We start from the raw sequence: 18,710 nt of genomic DNA on the forward strand, positions 1-18,710 counted from the left end.
CCCCCTCAAGATGAGATTTCCCAATTAGTAAGACCCCTTGAAGACGACGAGGTTGATAGGCCTGGGGTGGAAGTGCAGCAATGCATGGAGCTGACAGGTACTAATCGGTCGAGGGCTTATCCAAAAACAACTCCAAAAAGTGGCGTCAGGCTGAACAAGCCGATCTGAGCACTTGAGGAGACTAAAACGCAAAGCACGTTTCGTATCCAGTTTTCAGGTGATCAAACATCTGAACACGTTTGGTGGCGATGGCGGAGGGGTTCCACGCGTACCCATCCCGAACACGACCGTTAAGCCCTCCAGCGCCGATGGTACTTGGACCGAAGGGTCCTGGGAGAGTAGGACGTTGCCAAGCAACTAAGAAAGAGCACTACCGTATGAAGCGGTGGTGCTCTTTTTGTATACTCTAATACAAATTGATGCAAATCTGCAGGTATTTCCGAACGTTTGTGCCCCGAAGAGCGAAAAGGATGCAAATGTGCAGGAATTTTCGGTCCTCTCCCCGGAATGGGGCCCCATTGGCGAAAAAACCTGCAGATTTGCAGGAATTTCGATTAGAAGAGACTACTTACTCCAGAGTGACATCTCAAAAGGATCATTGCCGAAGTGCGTACTTATGCAATGCTCTTATTTTAGATCTTGACTCATGTTAACAAAAGATGTAATGTTCTATAAAAGTAATAATATACCAAAAAAAGATAATATTTTAATTTTAAGTTTTTCCGCATTGGGAATGGGGGTTATGCTAGATTGTTTTCAAAGAAAAAATGATAGTGTGTGCTCTGCTATGTTTGATTCTTACATCCGGCTGTTCTACGGAAACGAGATCTTTTCCCAAGGATAAAAATGTAACATTAGACGTCGGAAATACCAAAGAGGAGCAATTCAAACAAAGGTATTCGGCTTTAGGTGAGGCCTTGTACGGCTTTAAATCAAATAACTACATAAATATCCCATTCTCGATGATCCTCAGAATCGGTCAGACGGAAGGCCTGACTTTTATAGATGCCCGAACACTGCAAGTGAAAATGGATCCAGCCGCAGGGCATGGCATCTTTCAAACGGTCATTGATTTCCAGGATAAAGCCGTTTATGACAAAGATGACGATCCTACGGGTGAAAGCGAACCGGCGCCTATATTGACGGGCCATGCCGCCATGGAAATTCAATCTTACGCGATAGCTTATAATTTTAAAGAATACAGCCGGTTTATCGGTGCCAAAAGTATCAATTGGGACATGGTAACCGTTCCGGTGGGTAGCCGAACTCGAGGGCAAAGCGACTATTACGAGGTGCAGGAGATTTACGGGATATCCTCCAGGACGCAGCATGAAGAAGAAGCTTGGGGGTTAGTTAATTTCATAACGAACGATACGCAGGAAATGAAAAAAAACCAGCAAAATCAACAATCGATGGGATTGCCTGTAAGAATGAATCTGATGAAGACCGTTGAGGGCCACGATTTATCGCCCTTGTACGAGCTGGATCTCGTGACGAAAAGCAACAATCCCTATGACTATATTCATTATGAAATCATAAACGCTTTTAAAGATGTGGGTCAAAACGTGATTCAAGAAGTTATAGAGAATAAAATCACGCTAGACGAAGCGATTGAAAAGATTGAAAAAGAAGGGCAGGCGGCGGTTGACGGAATGAAATTAAAACTGGACCAAATGCCTGATGTATAGCCATCAAAGCTGATGAGAGCCAAGTCAAATGCGACACGAAAAAAGCGCCGAAACCGGGCGCTTTTCCTTTGGGCGACGGGCAGTCGTAAATTTAGCGAGTTAATTGCCATGAGTGATCCGTTTAAAGCAGCGGTTGCGTTGCCATAAGGAAAACACGAACCAAGGGCTGGAAGATATCTAATTAAACCGAAAGCGAGAAATTTGGATGAACTTATATATACGTGAAATGACTGAAAAAGATCCCTTAGTTATTTCCAAGGCTTTTGAAGAACAAGGTTGGCATAAACCGGTTGAGTTGTACCAGAAATATGTTGAAGAGCAGCATCGTGGGGAAAGAGTTGCTCTAGTTGCTGAATTAGGCGGCGAATTTGCAGGTTACGTCAACGTGATTTGGAATTCGTATTATGACTATTTTAGAGAATGCAATATCCCTGAAGTGAGTGATTTTAATGTTCTTCAGAAATATCGTCGACGGGGAATAGGATCAAAACTGATGGACAAGGCGGAGGAAATCATTCGTGAGAGATCCCGAGTAGCGGGTATCGGTGTTGGTCTCTTTTCAGATTACGGCAATGCCCAAGTACTTTATGTAAAGCGTGGATATATTCCGGATGGCAGAGGGATTCACAATGGTGAACGTTATCTAAAGTATGGAGATAGCATTGTAGTAGATGATGACATAGTTTTATATTTCAAAAAGCTGTTAAAGATCTAATTAGTTAAGTGGGCCTACCACATCCTTGCCTAACGCCAATTCTTTAGTTCAACCTATATAGGCACATAATCTGAAGCGTTTGGAGGTAATTTAATGAAATATATTTGTCCGAATGGAGTGGATTTCATATGGGAAAAAACGCCGGGAATCTGCTGGCCGTTCTGGTCCTCTGCGCTTCGCTGGTTTGTTGGTTTCATACTGTAGGAACACATCATTCCCCACGTTCCCCACACGCTTCGCCTTCTTCTCAAACCCAATGGGTGGAAGCCTTGAATCAACATAAGAGCTTAGACTTAGGCGGGGGACATGCCTTTTTTGGCACGGGAAAAAACTGTAATCTGATTATGGTTCAGATGGAGTCCCTGCAAAATTTTATGCTGTATGCATCCATTCAGGAACAGCCGGTCACCCCGGTTCTGAATCGACTGGCTGGGGAGAGCTTGTATTTTCCCTACATTTTTCAGCAAATCGGTAGCGGGAACACGTCGGATGCGGAGTTTTTAAGCAATACGTCCATTTACCCGATCGGGGCCAAAGCGATGTCGGAGGCCTTCGGGGACCGGATCATTCCGAGTCTTCCCCGGCTCCTCAAGTCTTCGGGATATACAACGCGTACGTTTCATGTGAATGAAGCGAGTTTTTGGAACCGGGACAAGCTTTATCCGTCATTAGGTTTTGATCAATATTACGACAAACCGTACTTTTCTCAAACCAAGTTTAATCGCTTTGGTGCATCGGATGAGGAACTGTTTCGGGTGGGCATACAGAAAATCAAGGCGTTTAGGGACCGGGGGCAAAAGTTTTACACCCAGTTTGTAACGGTATCCAGCCATGCCCCGTTTGTGATCCCCAAGGAGATGAAGCGCATTAAACTGACTGAGGATCTGGACAAATCCCGGCTCGGTGACTATATCCATGCCATAAATTATGCCGACTATGCGTTGGGGACTTTTATCGATGAGTTGAAAAAGAGCGGGATATGGGATAAATCCGTTGTGGTTGTCTACGGTGATCATTTCGGTTTAAACAAGAACCAACACACGCCCGAGAATATCAGCAAATTGTTGGCGCTTCCTTATCATGATCCTATCAGCCGATTGAATGTCCCTCTGATCATCCATTTGCCCGGTCAGCAGCAGGGATGGGTAATCGAGCGGACAGGCGGTCATGTGGACATTCTCCCGACGGTGGCTAACCTGATGGGAATCGATTTGGAACAGCGAAATTTTACGGCGTTCGGACAGGATTTGCTGAATGTGGAGCATAACCTGGTAGGGGTCAGATATTATTTGCCGGAGGGGTCTTTTTTCAAGGATGATGTGCTGTTTATACCGGGAAAAAACGGCTTTCGGGACGGACGGGCGGTGTCGCTTCAAACGTTCCACGATATTCAGGATACAGCCTCGCTTCGAGAAGATTACGAATCTGTCTTAAGGCTGCTCAAACAATCCGACTCTTTTGTAAAGAAGTTGCCGCGAAGAGGCGAAAATATTGCCATACATAGAACGCCATGAATATTCAAAAAGTATGAAGAGCAAGCGGTGAAAGGAGGAAGATCATGCAGCGGTTGGTGTATGCCGTGCCGCCGATGGAGAAGCTAAGGGAATGTGTTCTTCGTTACCAGAGGCCCGAGGATCTCCAGCCCGTCGTTCAAGCGGCGAGGCAGGCGCGTGTGGTGCTTTTGGGCGAAGCGTCTCATGGGACCTCGAAGTTTTATACGACACGCGCGGAGTTAACCAAACAGTTGATTGCCGAAAAAGAAATCCGGTTTATCGCAGTCGAAGGAGATTGGCCTTCCTGCTTTGAATTGAACAAATATGTAAAGGATCTTGAGGACAATGAAGCCAATTCGGCAAGGGAAGCGTTGGAGGCCTTTAACCGCTGGCCATCGTGGATGTGGGCCAACCGTGAAGTCGAGGCTTTCACGGAATGGCTCAGAGCTTATAACTTGCAGCGGTCACCGAGGGAGAGGATCGGTTTTTACGGCTTGGACTTGTACAGTTTATGGGAATCGATGCAGCAAATCATCGGGTATTTACAGCGTACGGGTTCGCCGCTTTTGGAGCAGGCCCTTCATGCCTTTGCCTGCTTTGAGCCCTTTGGTCAAGACTCTCAGTCTTACGGAATTTCGGCCGGTCTGCTTGGCGAAAGTTGCGAGGAAGAAGTGATCCGCCTGCTGCAGGATATGAGCCTATCGGAGCAAGGCCTTGGCGGGTACCATGGTCATCAGCGCGCCGAGGCTGAACTTAGCGCGGAACTGAATGCGCTGGTCGCTGCGGATGCCGAGCATTATTACAGAACGATGGTCCGAGGCGGGCCGGAGTCATGGAATGTGCGGGACCGCCATATGGTTCATGCCCTGAAGAAACTGCTTGATTATCACGGTTCCGATGCGCAAGCGATAATTTGGGAGCATAATACGCATATTGGTGACGCAAGGGCGACCGATATGGCCGAGGACGGCATGGTGAATGTGGGCCAGCTCGTCCGGGAGCAATATTTGAAGCATGAAACGTTTAGCGTGGGCTTCGGCACGCATCACGGTGAAGTACTGGCCGGGTCCGCCTGGGGGGCTCCCGCCGAAGTGATGACTGTCCCTCCCGCCGTTAAAGGGAGCTGGGAGGACTTACTGGCACAGGCCGGAGATGGAGAGGACCTGCTGCTGCTTACGGAGGGGACCTCCCGGGAGGCCATTCCCAAACTCATGGGACACCGGGCCATTGGCGTTGTATATGACCCGCGGCACGAGTTAGGAAATTACGTGCCTTCCGATATGGCGGCCAGATATGACGCCTTTATCTATCTGCATAAAACCCATGCTCTCCAGCCGCTTCCTCTGGAATCCCTGGTATAAAAGATTGGGCAAATCCTTCTTTGCCCGCCGAAACCATTTAAGGAGGTGACACGATCAATGAGCAATAAAATCGAAGCCATCCGCGCGGATCATCAAAATTTCCTCGACAAGACCGAGGATGAAGTGAAGGAGGTGCCGGCAACCACAAACGTCAACGATGCGGTGGAGGCGATCACGGCACACATTAACAAATACGACGTTCCGGAAGAAAAAGAAGAAAAGTGATCCATGCTTTGAAACAAGGAACCCGGATGAAAGGGTTTCTTTTTTTGTGATTTGGTGTATCTTGTACCGGCTCAAGAGCCACCGTTTGAGGAGTGCTTCCGCTAAATGGTATACTGGATTTATATTTTTACATATTAAGGAGGTTAGCCCATGTACCACACAATTCAGGAGTTTTTGGAGGATTGGAAGCAGGAAGAGGGTCTTACGATCAAAGTGCTGGAGCGTTTGACGGATGCTTCCTTAAATCAAGCGGTGTCGGAACAGCAGCCCCGCACCTTGGGCGCTTTGGCTTGGCATTTGCTTGGCGGACTCGGGGGCATATTGGGAGGTGCGGGACTTCAGATTGAAGGTCCGGACTTTAAAGCGCCTGCACCGAGCAGTGCGGCGGAAATCCTGGAAGGCTACCGGCAGATGAGCGCCGCGGCTACGACCGCGCTGAAAGCGCAATGGAATGACGCCAAGCTGTCGGAAAGTCTGAAGCTGTTCGGCTTTATCGATACGACCTACGGCGGCGTCTTGAACACGGTAGTCCGGCACCAAATCCATCATCGCGGTCAAATGACCATTCTGATGCGCCAAGCGGGCGTTGTGCCTCCGGGAGTTTACGGTCCCAATGAGGAGGAAGGGGCTGCCATTCGCGCAGCGGCGCAAGGAGGAAAATAACCGGGCATCGCAAAAGAGAAGCCTTCTAATCGTAGGGTTTATTCCCGCGGGTTAGAAGGCTTTTAGCCGTATCAGCACACGATACGCCATTCCTCAAGCAGCCGGGCTTCGTCCAGTTCATAGCCGATAACGACCAGATAGTGCGGACCCCGGTATGGCGATGATTCTATCTGCAGGCGTTTGCCCGCAAACTGAATCAAAGAAGCATGGGGAGATCCGTTCAGGCAGAGATAACCTTTGGCCCGCAAAACCCGGCCCTCCCGGTGTTTGAGAAACTTCTCGAGCTTTTTCTCGGAGAAAGAGGCCTGTTCGGGAATCGGGATAAAGATGCTCTGGATACGGGAATGCGACTTATGCCCATGTGAATGGGAGGCAAGCACCTTCAAGCGATTTGGCGCAGGCGCTTCTTGGTTGGCGTTGGCGTGTTGCAAAGGCTGAAATCCATGAAGAAGCAGCTCAAAGTCTATCTTGGCGTTCACGGCGGGAAGCTGAGGCGCGTTTGGATTATGCTTTTCCACCAGCTTGGTTACTTTGATCAGATGCGCAGAATCCACAAGATCCGTCTTATTGATGATCATTACATCGGCCACATCGATTTGCCGGCGCAGTGTATGAACAAGCTCTTTATCCGTGGAGAAAATACTGTTGTATTCCAGCGCATGTTCCGCATCAAGAACCGTTATGATTTTGTCCAGTACTACGCTGTGGCGAAGCTCCGGATCGGCCATGGCGTCCACTACTTCCTCGGGATTAGCGACCCCGGTAAGTTCTATGACCAGCAAATCTGGGGCCGGCCTCAAGGCAAGCAAATTTTGGAGAGCGCCCGAAATCTCGCTCTTTTTACTGCAGCAAATGCAGCCGTCCAGCAACTTCTCCAAAGGCAGTCCGTCCAGAGCCTCCGAAAGGATCAAGCCGTCTACGTCTTGTTTGCCCAACTCGTTCATGAGAATCGCGGGTCTCAGCCCACGCTGCTGAATTTCACGCAGCAACTGCAGAAGCAGCGTCGTTTTTCCGCTTCCCAGGAAACCGCTAATAATAAGTACGGGGGTTTTCAACGATAATCGCTCCTGACTTCTTTGGATTTTAAGGGAGACTGACGTTCAAAAACTCGAAGTTAGGGTATATATATGGATTTCCCGGAGCTTCCATGACTTCGATTTCCTGCACGTCGATTTTGATGATGGTGTTCCCGTTATATTCCGTATGACCAAGGGTGCCTTTCACCTTTACCCAGGTATCGTCTTTGAATGCGGCGGCTTCGCCGGATTCCGCGAGAACGCCGTACGGGGAGGCGTCGGCGGTACAGCACTGGACGGCGATCCGCCCGATCACGAACTGGTTATCGGCCAGATCCGGCTCCCGGTAAACAAAGCCGGTGATTTCAATCTCTTTTCCCATAAAAGGGTCGGCAAACGTGATGATCGACGAAAGAATCTCCATATAGATTTCCGGCTTGACTTCGATTACGGGTAATACATACAGCTTTTTGGCCAATTCCGCCAGGTCCCGGTCGAAATCATTGTCCGCCTGAAACATCCGGTCCAGGTCCGGCTCTTCGGCTTGAGCCATAGTACCGGAAGCGGTTGATGCACCAGGTGCTGCATTCGCGGGGGAAGCTTCGGCTTTTGCTTTTGCCTTGGCCTGGCCGAGCTGTACTGAGCCGAACTGCATTCCTTTTTTCTCCGCCAACGAGCCGCTAAGCACCGTATTCGGCAATGTAAAACCGAGCACGAGCGGAAGAAGGAAAAGCGCATAGAGCAGACCACTGCCGAATCGGGAAGCCGTTTGCGGGACTTCGCAGCAATCGCAGTCGACGATCTGGCCCTTATAGGTGCGGTAAGCGACAAAGCCTTGAATTACGGCAAGGGCATACACGACGAGGGCCGAAGCTTTGACGAGCGGCATGATTCGTACGCCGATATACAGCTGAAGGGCATCCGTCTCAACCAAAAAAGCGATATAACCGGACAATGCCAGCAATAGAGCGGTTTTGAAGATATTATGAAAGAGCAGACGCTTGTTTTTCATAGGACACCTCGGCTCTTATTGGAGCAGCAGTTGATCCAAGCCTACACTGAAGACCAGCACCAGCACGATGATCAAAGCTCCCAACGTGATAACGAACTTCGTTTTAAATACGGAAAGCAGCATAAGTGTACTTTTTAAATCGAGCATGGGACCCAGCACCAGAAACGTGATAAGAGAGCCCGCGGAAAATACATTGACGAAGGAAGAAGCGACAAACGCGTCCGAGTTGGAACAAATCGACAACAAGTAAGCGAAGCCCGCCATCAGGAAGTGGGACGAAAGCGGTCCCTGACCGTAGGCGGCCAATTGGGCGGTGTTGACGAACGTATGGATGAGTGCCGTTATAAAGGCGCCAAGCAGTAAATATTTGCTCATCTCGAAAAATTCCTGGCTCATGTGGTTCAAGAAACCGATAAGTTTGTCCGTACCGCCGCCGGGATGAGGAGAACGGTTACCGCCGCTTTCCTGACCATACATCATTTCCGCCCGAAGCCGAAGAGGCTGATAGCGGACGACCCTGTAAATAATCATCCCGATGCAGAAGGCGATGATAAAAGCCAGACCCATCCGGGAATATATAATTTCAGGGCGGCTCCGGAACGCCGTGTACGTCGCGAAAAAGACGATCGGATTTAGTATCGGTCCGCTTAAAATAAAGACGGCGGCTATGTACACAGGCATGCCCTTAGCAATTAACCGCCGGATGACGGGAATCATTCCGCATTCGCAAATCGGGAAGAGAATGCCGAACAAACAAGCCGCAAGGATCCCTAAAACCGGGCTCTTGGGGATCATTCGCGCAATCATTTCTTCGGGGACGAAGACCTGCAGCAGGGCGGAAAACACAACCCCGAGTAAAATAAACGGCAGCGCTTCAAGAAAAATGCTGATGAACATCGTGCGGAAGGTAAGCAGGTCCTCATATCGGAACACGAAAGAAAACATGAAGAAAATACTCCTTTGTGATAGTCTCTGGAGATAGAGTCAGGAAGATGATGGTTTTATTTTAATAGTAATGTTTACAAATAACAACCTTGGATTTTGAATTCCGGATTGCTTCAAGCTCATATCGGATCAGGAAGGCCATAACTTGCTTGTGACCTCGCCGAGACAATAGATCAGCTGGAAATCAATTTGCGGCAGGCGGGGATTCAGTGGCACAGCGACGTGAAGACAGCGACCATCGACCCGAACGGGCAGCTGGGCTATGAACTTATTGAGGATGCCGGACCCGTTACCTTAAAGCAAATGCGAGATTTACTGGATCAGTATTTTATGGAGCCACCGCGGTAATAAAATCACAGGATGTCCCGAAATCACAGAAAATGTCGCTCTTTTCGGAGATCGAACAGTCCGGCACGAATATAAAAAATAAAAAGTTGCAATAAGCTTGCTAAAGTGATTATCCCGGACCAACTCTCGTGAGAGAGTTGGTCTTTTTTGCAATGCTTTCACATTCCGTTCCGTGACTAGGTGACATGAATAAAAAAATTTAGTGGACTAATTGTCAACTTAAGGTTTATTATTTTGGTTGACAATTAGGATTGACGAGTACGTTATAAATTCGCTAGAGGGGAGACACAGTGTATGCATAAGCGGCGGGGTTGGATGAAGTTAACGGAAAAGGCGCTGAACGGCGGACTTTTGACGATCGAGGAGGGCCTTAGCATATTTGCGGCGGAGGACGATCAACTGCTGAAGATTCTGGAAGCCGCGTTTCAGGTAAGAAAGCATTATTACGGCAAAAAAGTGAAGCTGAATATGATCATCAACGCGAAAAGCGGACTTTGTCCCGAGGATTGCGGTTACTGTTCGCAGTCAATCATTTCCCAAGCCCCGGTTTCCCAATATACGATGCTGGATAAAGAGACTCTGCTGGCCGGGGCTAGGGAAGCGATGGCCAGGAAGGCCGGCACATACTGCATCGTAGCGGCAGGAAGGGGGCCGACAGAACGGGAGCTGGGGCAGGTAATCGAGGCGGTAGAGGAGATTCGGGAAACGATGCCACTTAAAATCTGTGCCTGTTTAGGTCTCCTTGGCGAGGAGCAGGCCCGAAGGCTTGCGGAAGCGGGGGTTCACCGGTACAACCATAATTTGAATACCAGCCGGTCGAACTATGGATCCATCACAACGACGCATACGTATGAGCAGCGGGTAGAGACGGTAGAGAAAGTCAAGGCCAAGGGAATGTCGCCTTGTTCCGGGGTCATTATCGGGATGGGCGAGTCCGACCGGGAAATCGTCGAAATGGCTTACACGCTTCGTGAGCTTGATGTGGACTCCATCCCGGTCAATTTCCTCAATCCGATTCCCGGAACCCCGCTGGCTCAGGCTGAACGAACGACCGCCTCCAAAGCTTTGAAGACGCTAGCCTTGTTCCGCTTCGTTTGTCCATCCAAAGAAATCCGCGTGGCGGGCGGACGCGAACTGACGCTACGGACACTTCAGCCATTGGCGCTCTATGCGGCAAATTCGATTTTTGTCGGGGACTATCTAACGACCGGGGGGCAGGAGATTTCCCTCGATCACCAAATGATCGAAGACCTTGGATTCGAAATCGAACTAAACGCGCTTTAAACCGATGGATGGCATATCTCGCAGATTTGCTATACACTGGGTATTGATGCAGATGATAAAGCGTGGTGAATTCTATGTTTAAGGTAATGCTGATCGAAGATGATATGACTCTTTTTCAAGAGGTTAAAGAACGACTGCAGCAATGGTCTTATCAAGTGTATGGCGTAGAGGATTTTAGCCGTGTGCTCCAGGAGTTTACGGAGAATCGGCCGGATCTGGTCATTATCGATATTCAATTGCCTAAATTCGACGGGTTCCATTGGTGCCGGATGATTCGTTCCCACTCCAATGTGCCGATCATCTTTCTGTCTTCCCGCGATCACCCGACGGATATGGTGATGTCCATGCAACTCGGGGCCGACGATTTTATCCAGAAGCCGTTTCACTTTGAGGTGCTTGTCGCGAAAATTCAGGCCACCCTGCGGCGGGTTTATAACTATAATACGGACCGCGTGGAACTAAGAACATGGCGCGGGGCGACAGTGGAATATGTGAAAAATACGCTTACGGGAGAAAAGGGCTGCGTTGAGCTGACCAAAAACGAAATGTTTATTTTGAAAATGCTCATTGAGCGGAAGAATCAAATCGTCAGCCGGGAGGAACTGATTCGCAGTCTGTGGGACAACGAGCATTTTGTCAGCGATAACACCTTGACGGTCAACGTCAATCGTCTGAGGAAGAAGCTGGAAGCGATCGGTTTGGACGCTTACATCGAAACCAAGGTGGGACAGGGTTACATGGCGACGGAAGAGGCCGGCTCGCTATGATCGGTAAATACATAAGGGAACGGCTGAGTTGGATTTTGCTCGTGCTGTTCCTTCAAGGACTGCTGTTGCTTGTCGCTTATCTGGATACGGCGATCCCGTTTCTGCCGATGCTGTATATTGTGTTTTTGTCGCTGCTGCTCTTTACGGGCTTCCTCCTGGTCCGGTATGTCAAAGAATCGAGGTTCTATAAGGGCCTTGCTTCTTGGGAGGATGACTATGATCTTTCCTCCATCGCTCACCCGGAGAGTCCGTTCGAAGCGATTGCGTTGGATCGCCTGACCTTGCAAACCGAACGGTTCAAAAAGGAATCTTCGCAGCATCTTGTCGAATTGGAACAGGAGAAGGACGATCTTCTTTCCTGGATCCATGAAGTGAAAACGCCGCTCACCACCATGCAGTTGATCATCGACCGCATGGATGACGAGGCGCTCAAATCCCAACTGATGTACGAGTGGCTGCGCATCCATCTTTTGTTGGATCAACAGCTTCACCAGAAGCGGATTCCATTCATGAAAAATGACGTGTACATCGAGAAGACGGTCCTGGAAGCCGTCATTTACAAAGAAATCAAAGCGCTCAGATCCTGGTGTTTGCAAAAAGGCATCGGCTTCGACGTATCCCTTTCGGCGGAGGAAGTGCTGACGGACGAGAAATGGCTCGGCTTTATCCTCAGGCAGCTCCTGACAAACGCGGTGAAGTACAGCGGCGCTTCTTCGGATATCTTCATCGAAAGCGAGGAAGTGGAGGGACGGGTCCGGCTCCGGATTCGCGATTTCGGAAGGGGGATTGATCCGAAGGACTTGCCGCGTATTTTCGATAAGGGCTTTACGTCGACAACGATGCATAAAGACAGCGCCGCGACCGGCATGGGGCTCTATTTGGCTCAAAAGTCCGCCGAGGTGTTATCCATCCGGATTGAGGTGGAGTCCAAACCGGGAGAGGGCTCGACATTCTCGCTCATTTTTCCGAAACGCAATGAGTTCGTAGATCTAATCCGGCCGTGGCCGATGGGCATGTGACAACATTGTCACATGCTTTTCTGCTTTGTTCGGCGAATCGAAGGAAAGATCGGGGCATCTCGCTTATGATTAGAGCATGAACTGAAGGAGTGGTGGAAATGGCGATTCTGGAAGCCAGTAAAATTCATAAGAGCTACGGCAATAAATTCAATAAGCAGGAAGTGCTCAAGGGCATCGATTTAAGTGTGGAAAAAGGCGAATTCGTCAGCATTATGGGCGCTTCGGGTTCGGGGAAAACCACGCTGCTGAACGTGCTGTCTTCGATCGACAAGGTCAGCCTCGGCAGCATTAAAATCGAAGGCAAAGAATTCACGGGCCTGAAAGAAAAGGAACTGGCCGAATTCCGGAAGCATCATTTGGGTTTCATTTTTCAAGAGTATAATCTGCTCGATACATTAACGGTGAAGGAGAACGTGCTGCTCCCGTTGTCGATCAAAAACGTACCCCGGAAAGAAGCGGATCATAAATTCCGCGAGGTGGCCACGGAGCTTGGGATTTACGAACTGAAAGACAAGTACCCCAACGAGATTTCCGGCGGTCAGAAGCAGCGGACTTCCGCGGCGCGGGCCTTTATTCATGAGCCCAGCATTATTTTCGCGGACGAGCCGACGGGAGCGCTGGACTCCAAATCGGCCTCCGATCTGCTGAACAAGCTGAGCGAGTTAAACCGCAAGATGGAGGCCACCATCATCATGGTGACCCATGATCCGGTCGCGGCGAGCTATTGCAGCCGGGTTGTTTTTATCAAGGATGGTCAAATTTATACGCAGCTGAACAAGGGTGAGGAGACGCGGCAAGCCCTCTTCAACGATATTATGAAGACCCAGGGCGTATTGGGCGGTGTTCAGGAATGAACATCAACTATCTGATTTTCCGCAATTTGAAAAAAAACCTGAAAAACTATTATTTGTACGTATTTGCATTAGTTTTCAGCGTGGCTCTATACTTCGCGTTCGTTACGCTGCAGTACGATCCGGCCATGGATGAGATTAAAGGCTCCGTCAAAGGAGCGGCCGGGCTTTCCGCAGCGTCGGTTCTTCTCGTGGTGATCGTCGCCGTATTTTTGCTCTATGCGAACAATATTTTTATCAAGCGGCGGGGTAAAGAAATCGGGCTGTTCCAGCTGGTCGGCTTGACTAAAGGGAAAATATTCCGCATTCTGAGCAGTGAAAATTTGATTCTCTATTTCGGCTCGATGCTGATCGGTATTTTCCTCGGCTTTGCCTCCTCCAGGCTGCTATTGATGGTTTTGTTCAAGATCATTGGGGTGAATGCCCAGGCGTCGCTGAACTTTTCGGTCCAGGCTTTGGTGCAGACCGTCATCGTGTTCGCGGCGATCTATTTGTTGATCATGCTGATGAACTATTCGTTTATCAAACGGCAGAGCATTCTTTCCTTGTTCCGCGTGGTCTCCACGACTGAAAATACGGTCCGGAGAATGACGTTATCGCAAGTAATCATCGGTTTTCTGGGAATTTCGCTTATTTTGTTCGGCTATTATGTGTCCACTAAGCTGTTTAGCGGCGCTTTCGTCAAAATGAACGAATTGTTCCTGGCGATGGTGCTGATCTTGGGCTCAGTGATTGTGGGAACCTATCTGTTCTATAAAGGATCGGTCAGCTTTGTTTTCAACATGATTCGAAAAAGCAAAGGCGGTTATTTGTCGCTCAATGAAGTGCTCTCGCTTTCGTCCATTATGTTCCGGATGAAATCGAACGCTCTGCTCCTAACCATCATCACGACGGTGTCCGCACTAGCCATCGGGCTGTTGTCACTCAGCTATATCTCCTACTATTCGGCGGAGGAGTCGTCCAGGCAAACGGCGCCGAATCATTTTACGCTGTTGGAGGAAAAGGATGTAACGGCGTTTACCGCGGGGCTGCGGAAAGAAGGCATCGATTACACGGAGATTCGCCGGGATGTGATCATGATGGATGCCGATGTTTCCCGCATGATCGGAGCCAGCGTGGCGGAAGAGTCCGACGGGATCATCCCTTTGCCCATCGTCGATGAGAAGTCGGTGGCGGGAACGGAGGTTTCGCCCGGGGAAGCCTGGTTTACCGGCTCCAGCGATGCCATGAAGCAGTTTATGGGCATTCAATCCACGGGGGATTTAGAGCTGAAGGGGCGGACGCAATCGTTCCCTCTGCATGTAAAGGGATTGAATAAAGAATCGGTCATTTCCCTGTATTTTTCCAAAGGGGCTCCGACGCTCGTCGTGGACCATTCGGTCTTTGAGCGGCTGGCGCAGGAGAAAGTGCCGGAACTTCAGAGATCGGCAGGCATGTATATTGGAATTGATATCGCCGATCCGAATAAACTGGCACGCGCCAATGAGATCTTTATGGATATGAAGGTGGACGATCAGCCAGGGTACGTTTCCCTGTTAAACAATATCGCCGTCCAGAAGAGCAACATGGGACTCATCATGTTTATCGTGGCTTTTCTCGGCTTAACTTTCCTCATCACCTCCGGCTGCATTTTGTATTTCAAGCAGATGGGGGAAGGCGAGGAGGAGAAGCCGAGTTACACGATTTTGCGAAAACTCGGGTTCACGCAGGGCAATCTGGTGCGCGGTATTCAGTTTAAGCAGATGTTCAGCTTCGGCATTCCGCTCGTGGTCGGGTTATCGCACAGTTATTTTGCCGTCCAGTCCGGCTGGTTCTTCTTCGGAACCGAACTGTGGACGCCGATGTTCCTGGTCATGCTGCTCTATACACTGCTCTATAGTATCTTCGGGATTTTATCGTTGTTCTTCTATAAACGGATCATTAAGGAATCGCTGTAAAGGTTGTAAAAGGATTTGCAAGTGGCGGCCGCTAAATAGAAAAAAGGAGATCTCTATGCTATGGAAACGATTTTTTCGATCCTGAAATCGATTGTTTTGGGGATTGTGGAGGGGGTTACCGAATTTTTGCCGGTCTCTTCCACAGGCCATCTGGTCATCTTCGAAAACCTGCTGGGCTTTAAAGGGACGACCCCGTCTTATGTGGAGATGTATACGTACGTGATCCAACTGGGGGCTATATTGGCGGTCATCGTCCTGTATTGGGGCAAAATTAAGGATACGCTGGTCAACTTCTTCCCGCAAAAGGTCGGCTTTGAAAGATCGGGGTTCCGCTTTTGGCTGATGCTGGCGATCGCCTGTATCCCCGGCGGCGTGTTCGGCGTTCTGCTGAACGACTGGTCCGATGAGCATCTGTTTACGCCGGTCGTCGTGGCGTTCACGCTGTTTTTTGGCGGGCTGTGGATGCTTTACGCGGAGAAAAAATTCCGCAAAAACGGATTGAACGGCGGTGGCGACGAGTTGAACGTCACGATCAAGCAGGCGTTGATCATCGGCGCCTTCCAGTGCCTCGCGATTATTCCGGGGATGTCGCGTTCCGCTTCGACCATCATCGGCGGCTGGGTGGCCGGCTTGACTACGGTGGCGGCCGCGGAGTTCTCCTTCTTCCTGGCGATTCCGGTTATGGTCGGCATGAGCTTCCTGAAAATTATGAAAATCGGCGGATTTTCGTCGATGACTTCGACCGAACTCATTTCGCTCGGCGTCGGCTTTGTCGTTTCGTTCCTCGTTGCGCTCGCCGTCATCAGCAAGTTTATTTCTTACCTGCAAAAGAAACCGATGAAAGTATTCGTATACTATCGGATGATTTTTGCGGTTATCGTCCTGATCGCCGGAATGGCCGGCCTGTTCCACTAGACGAAAGCCATGAGGCCCAGACCGAAAATTCCGCCTTCTTAGACATGTTGTCTCCGGCATATAGGTATGAAAAAGACTATAGCGGGGTGGAAGGGTGAAGGCGGTAACGGCGGATGGAGAGTTTCGAGTTTATGTCATGGAGGCTTCGGCGGTCCGGGATTTTATCCTGATTGAATTCGGCCTCGGCACTTTATTTTACAAGGTTTGGCTGCTTTTGGCCCATAACGCTTTTCTGGCCGGAACAGGAAGTTGGTTGATGACGGAGATGGTGAAAAGGGTATATAAACGGCTGATATAGATTAAGAGAGATTTCGGCCAAAAAGAGAGGAAGCTTCGACGGCGATGTCGTAGCTTCCTTGTTTTTTCGGGAAAGATGGATATGCGGGAACTTTAAGCCGGCCAAATAATCAGGACCTTACGCCATTCGTGGGGATAAGCTCCCAGGAATAGAATTTCCCCTTTTTATTGATCTTACCAAGTAGGGTAGAGGCGCCTTTCTTTGTAAACGTGTACTCATTGTTCTTGATGCTGACGTTATAACCCTTGATATTCAAACCAAACAGAGAGGACGCTTTAGCTTTGGCCACAGTGAGCGCCTGGTTCTTGGAGAGCTTCGGTTTGGCGAAGGTTTTTGCAAAGTCCTTGTCATCGGCCCAATCCTTGCCGAATTCATTGACCACAGCCCAGATTTTTCCTGTTTTTGCTCCGATGACAACCCGGTTCAAATCATTGTCGTCACGATAAATCCATGAAAACTCCGTTTCCCCTTGCTTATACTTGACCACATAATCAAAGGCGGTCATCTTGGTGATCCCCAAGGATTTTAGTGCCCGATTCGCCTGGTTCGTTAATTTCGAATTAGCGCTGCTGATCGGGGTTGAAATTCTGGCCGTGAGTTGGCTGTTGCGGTCCAAATCGATTTCCAGACTTTGGTTTGTCCCCCAAATCACCCAATAATTGCGGGGTTCATTATCCTGGTATGGAAAGTAAACCCGCCATAACGCCTCGGGCTTGAAGACATTTCCAGTATCAAAGGTTTTCAAAAAAGAGGAGACGCCGGTCTGTAACGCCGGATCCAAAACCTGCTTCAACCCCTCCGCTTTGTAGTACACGGTGGTGGACTCGACCCGCCCCTTTTTTGGGTCATATTGCTGAATAAACTCCGCATCCGCTTTACCGGTTAAGGTCCCGTTGATTTGCCACATCGATTCGATTGTCTTATCTACGCTCGTAAACTGAATTTGTTGTTCCGGTGCGACTTTGTTTAAAACATTCGTTAGTCGCAGGGTGACGTCTTGATCCAGTTCAACGGCCGAAATGCTCTGCTGATAATCAGTCCGGGCCGGAGTATCGGCATATAGGGGTGCGCTAGAGAGCAGAAGAGAGATGATTGTGGTGGTAAGTGTGATGGATCTCCATTTTTTTTGCATGTGTAACATCCTCCTGTACTTTCTGTAAAATCTCACAAAGCAATAAACGTCCATTCGATGGGAAAAGTTGCATACTACACACGAGAAAATGTGTGGTTAGAAATGAGGGGAGAAATTATTGATGCAGAGATTTCAAGACTTCATCCCATGGGGAGGCTGGGAAAGGCGGAAGAAGTGGCCAAGGCGGTTTTGTTTCTAGCAAGTGACGATGCCTCCTTTATTACAGGCACAAGTTTAATGGTCGACGGGGGATATACGGCAGTCTAGTGATTTTTGATAGGTTCAATGGCCTAAAAATCTGTTGTTAGGTCGAAGGTCCTTGTGTTAATGTGGTAGTATTACCAATTATCCAGCAAGGAGAGGTACATGAAGAAATTTAATATGATTCTCAGTATTATGATGGCGATGATGATCTCCTTTCTCGCCGGGATTTATGCGGCGCCGACCATTCAGAAGAATGTGTTCGGGAAGCCGGCGGCAGCGGAGGAAGCCACCGGGACCGCCGGCGTAAAGGAAACCGGCACGAATGCGGGAGCATCCGACACAAACTCCGGTTCAGCGAAGAGCGAGCAGAACTCCGCTGATGCTAAGCAAAAGCAAGGGGATTCTAACTCGGCCAAAGTGGTAACCGGGGGAGAGATCGGCGAGCCGCTTACGTTCAATTACAGCATTAATAGCGCCGATGGCGTCAAGCTGACTTGGGAAGCTAAAAATTTGACCGGGAAAACGATTAATTACTACACCGTCGTAATCAGCACTTTCAACCCTGTAGGGGATCCATCGTACGATCAAATGTCGGACGAAAGCACATTTAAGCTAAAAGTCGTCGGTCCGGTTAAACCTGACGAAACCCTGCTTTTATTTGATCTTTTTACATATCAGGGCGCCTTACATACGATAAAAATCGACAAGATTCTTCTGGAATACGATGACGGTACCACGGAAACGATCGACTATGGCTATGAAACCAGCGACAGCAGCGGACTATAAAAAGCGAGAGGGCTAAGGAATTTCCCCTAGCCTTCTCGTTTTTTTAGTTCT

The 18,710-nt window shown here is 49.2% G+C and carries 19 protein-coding genes, 2 rRNA genes and 1 pseudogene; 18 read left to right on the forward strand and 4 right to left on the reverse strand.

Going from position 1 to position 18,710, the window contains the following annotated elements; translation table 11 throughout:
- The 8 genes from V4U84_RS15860 to V4U84_RS15895 all read left to right on the forward strand — a co-directional run.
- Positions 1-124, forward strand: a 23S ribosomal RNA gene (locus tag V4U84_RS15860); the annotation flags it as partial.
- 114 nt (positions 125-238) lie between these two features.
- A 5S ribosomal RNA gene (rrf, locus tag V4U84_RS15865) occupies positions 239-355 on the forward strand.
- 562 nt (positions 356-917) lie between these two features.
- Complete coding sequence (locus V4U84_RS15870; protein WP_334077519.1) at positions 918-1,688, forward strand: ABC transporter substrate-binding protein; 771 nt, start codon at positions 918-920, stop codon at positions 1,686-1,688.
- Between the two features lie 205 nt (positions 1,689-1,893).
- Positions 1,894-2,403, forward strand: a complete 510-nt coding sequence (locus V4U84_RS15875) for a GNAT family N-acetyltransferase (RefSeq protein ID WP_334077520.1) — start codon at positions 1,894-1,896, stop codon at positions 2,401-2,403.
- Between the two features lie 269 nt (positions 2,404-2,672).
- Complete coding sequence (locus V4U84_RS15880) at positions 2,673-3,917, forward strand: LTA synthase family protein (RefSeq protein WP_334077521.1); 1,245 nt, start codon at positions 2,673-2,675, stop codon at positions 3,915-3,917.
- A 44-nt stretch (positions 3,918-3,961) separates the two neighbouring features.
- Positions 3,962-5,257, forward strand: coding sequence for an erythromycin esterase family protein (locus V4U84_RS15885; protein WP_334074382.1), 1,296 nt, complete (start codon positions 3,962-3,964; stop codon positions 5,255-5,257).
- Between the two features lie 57 nt (positions 5,258-5,314).
- A complete protein-coding gene (locus V4U84_RS15890; protein WP_334074383.1) occupies positions 5,315-5,482 on the forward strand; it encodes a hypothetical protein in 168 nt (55 codons plus the stop codon).
- A 150-nt stretch (positions 5,483-5,632) separates the two neighbouring features.
- Entirely contained in the window at positions 5,633-6,145 is a 513-nt protein-coding gene (locus V4U84_RS15895) for a DinB family protein (protein WP_334074384.1), read from the forward strand.
- Positions 6,146-6,216: 71 nt separating this feature from the next.
- Here V4U84_RS15895 and V4U84_RS15900 read toward each other — a convergent pair whose 3' ends face one another.
- Genes V4U84_RS15900 through V4U84_RS15910 form a run of 3 tightly spaced genes read right to left on the reverse strand, consistent with a single transcriptional unit; the run spans position 6,217 to position 9,118 of the window.
- A complete protein-coding gene (locus V4U84_RS15900) occupies positions 6,217-7,200 on the reverse strand; it encodes a CobW family GTP-binding protein (protein WP_334074385.1) in 984 nt (327 codons plus the stop codon).
- Positions 7,201-7,228: 28 nt separating this feature from the next.
- Entirely contained in the window at positions 7,229-8,173 is a 945-nt protein-coding gene (locus tag V4U84_RS15905; RefSeq protein ID WP_334074386.1) for a TIGR03943 family putative permease subunit, read from the reverse strand.
- Between the two features lie 15 nt (positions 8,174-8,188).
- Positions 8,189-9,118, reverse strand: a complete 930-nt coding sequence (locus V4U84_RS15910; RefSeq protein ID WP_334074387.1) for a permease — start codon at positions 9,116-9,118, stop codon at positions 8,189-8,191.
- 177 nt (positions 9,119-9,295) lie between these two features.
- Between V4U84_RS15910 and V4U84_RS15915 the strand changes: the two genes are divergently transcribed.
- The 8 genes from V4U84_RS15915 to V4U84_RS15950 all read left to right on the forward strand — a co-directional run bounded on the left by V4U84_RS15915 (position 9,296) and on the right by V4U84_RS15950 (position 16,537).
- Positions 9,296-9,466: a YetF domain-containing protein gene (locus tag V4U84_RS15915; protein WP_334074650.1), complete on the forward strand. Its 171-nt coding sequence runs from the start codon at positions 9,296-9,298 to the stop codon at positions 9,464-9,466.
- A 294-nt stretch (positions 9,467-9,760) separates the two neighbouring features.
- Positions 9,761-10,750 (forward strand): biotin synthase BioB, encoded by a 990-nt coding sequence (bioB, locus tag V4U84_RS15920; RefSeq protein ID WP_334077522.1) that lies wholly within the window; start codon positions 9,761-9,763, stop codon positions 10,748-10,750.
- 74 nt (positions 10,751-10,824) lie between these two features.
- The gene (locus tag V4U84_RS15925; protein WP_334077523.1) at positions 10,825-11,517 is read left to right on the forward strand and encodes a response regulator transcription factor; all 693 of its coding nucleotides are present in this window, start codon (positions 10,825-10,827) and stop codon (positions 11,515-11,517) included.
- Complete coding sequence (locus V4U84_RS15930; protein WP_334077524.1) at positions 11,514-12,536, forward strand: sensor histidine kinase; 1,023 nt, start codon at positions 11,514-11,516, stop codon at positions 12,534-12,536. The genes V4U84_RS15925 and V4U84_RS15930 overlap by 4 nt, the downstream gene beginning before the upstream one ends.
- A gap of 98 nt (positions 12,537-12,634) precedes the next feature.
- Positions 12,635-13,390: an ABC transporter ATP-binding protein gene (locus tag V4U84_RS15935; RefSeq protein ID WP_334077525.1), complete on the forward strand. Its 756-nt coding sequence runs from the start codon at positions 12,635-12,637 to the stop codon at positions 13,388-13,390.
- On the forward strand, positions 13,387-15,324 hold the full coding sequence (locus V4U84_RS15940; RefSeq protein WP_334077526.1) for an ABC transporter permease: 1,938 nt from the start codon (positions 13,387-13,389) through the stop codon (positions 15,322-15,324). The genes V4U84_RS15935 and V4U84_RS15940 overlap by 4 nt, the downstream gene beginning before the upstream one ends.
- Before the next feature lie 60 nt (positions 15,325-15,384).
- The gene (locus V4U84_RS15945) at positions 15,385-16,239 is read left to right on the forward strand and encodes an undecaprenyl-diphosphate phosphatase (protein WP_334077527.1); all 855 of its coding nucleotides are present in this window, start codon (positions 15,385-15,387) and stop codon (positions 16,237-16,239) included.
- Between the two features lie 94 nt (positions 16,240-16,333).
- Positions 16,334-16,537, forward strand: coding sequence for a hypothetical protein (locus V4U84_RS15950; RefSeq protein WP_334074394.1), 204 nt, complete (start codon positions 16,334-16,336; stop codon positions 16,535-16,537).
- A gap of 109 nt (positions 16,538-16,646) precedes the next feature.
- On the opposite strand, the gene V4U84_RS15955 is transcribed toward V4U84_RS15950, so the two are convergent.
- Positions 16,647-17,669 (reverse strand): hypothetical protein, encoded by a 1,023-nt coding sequence (locus tag V4U84_RS15955; RefSeq protein ID WP_334077528.1) that lies wholly within the window; start codon positions 17,667-17,669, stop codon positions 16,647-16,649.
- Between the two features lie 129 nt (positions 17,670-17,798).
- Here V4U84_RS15955 and V4U84_RS15960 point away from each other — a divergent pair.
- A pseudogene (locus tag V4U84_RS15960) lies at positions 17,799-17,936 on the forward strand (SDR family oxidoreductase); the annotation flags it as partial.
- Positions 17,937-18,035: 99 nt separating this feature from the next.
- Positions 18,036-18,659: a hypothetical protein gene (locus tag V4U84_RS15965; protein WP_334077529.1), complete on the forward strand. Its 624-nt coding sequence runs from the start codon at positions 18,036-18,038 to the stop codon at positions 18,657-18,659.
- Positions 18,660-18,710 lie beyond the last annotated feature (51 nt).

The organism is Paenibacillus sanfengchensis (assembly GCF_036864765.1).
Lineage (GTDB): Bacteria > Bacillota > Bacilli > Paenibacillales > Paenibacillaceae > Fontibacillus > Fontibacillus sanfengchensis.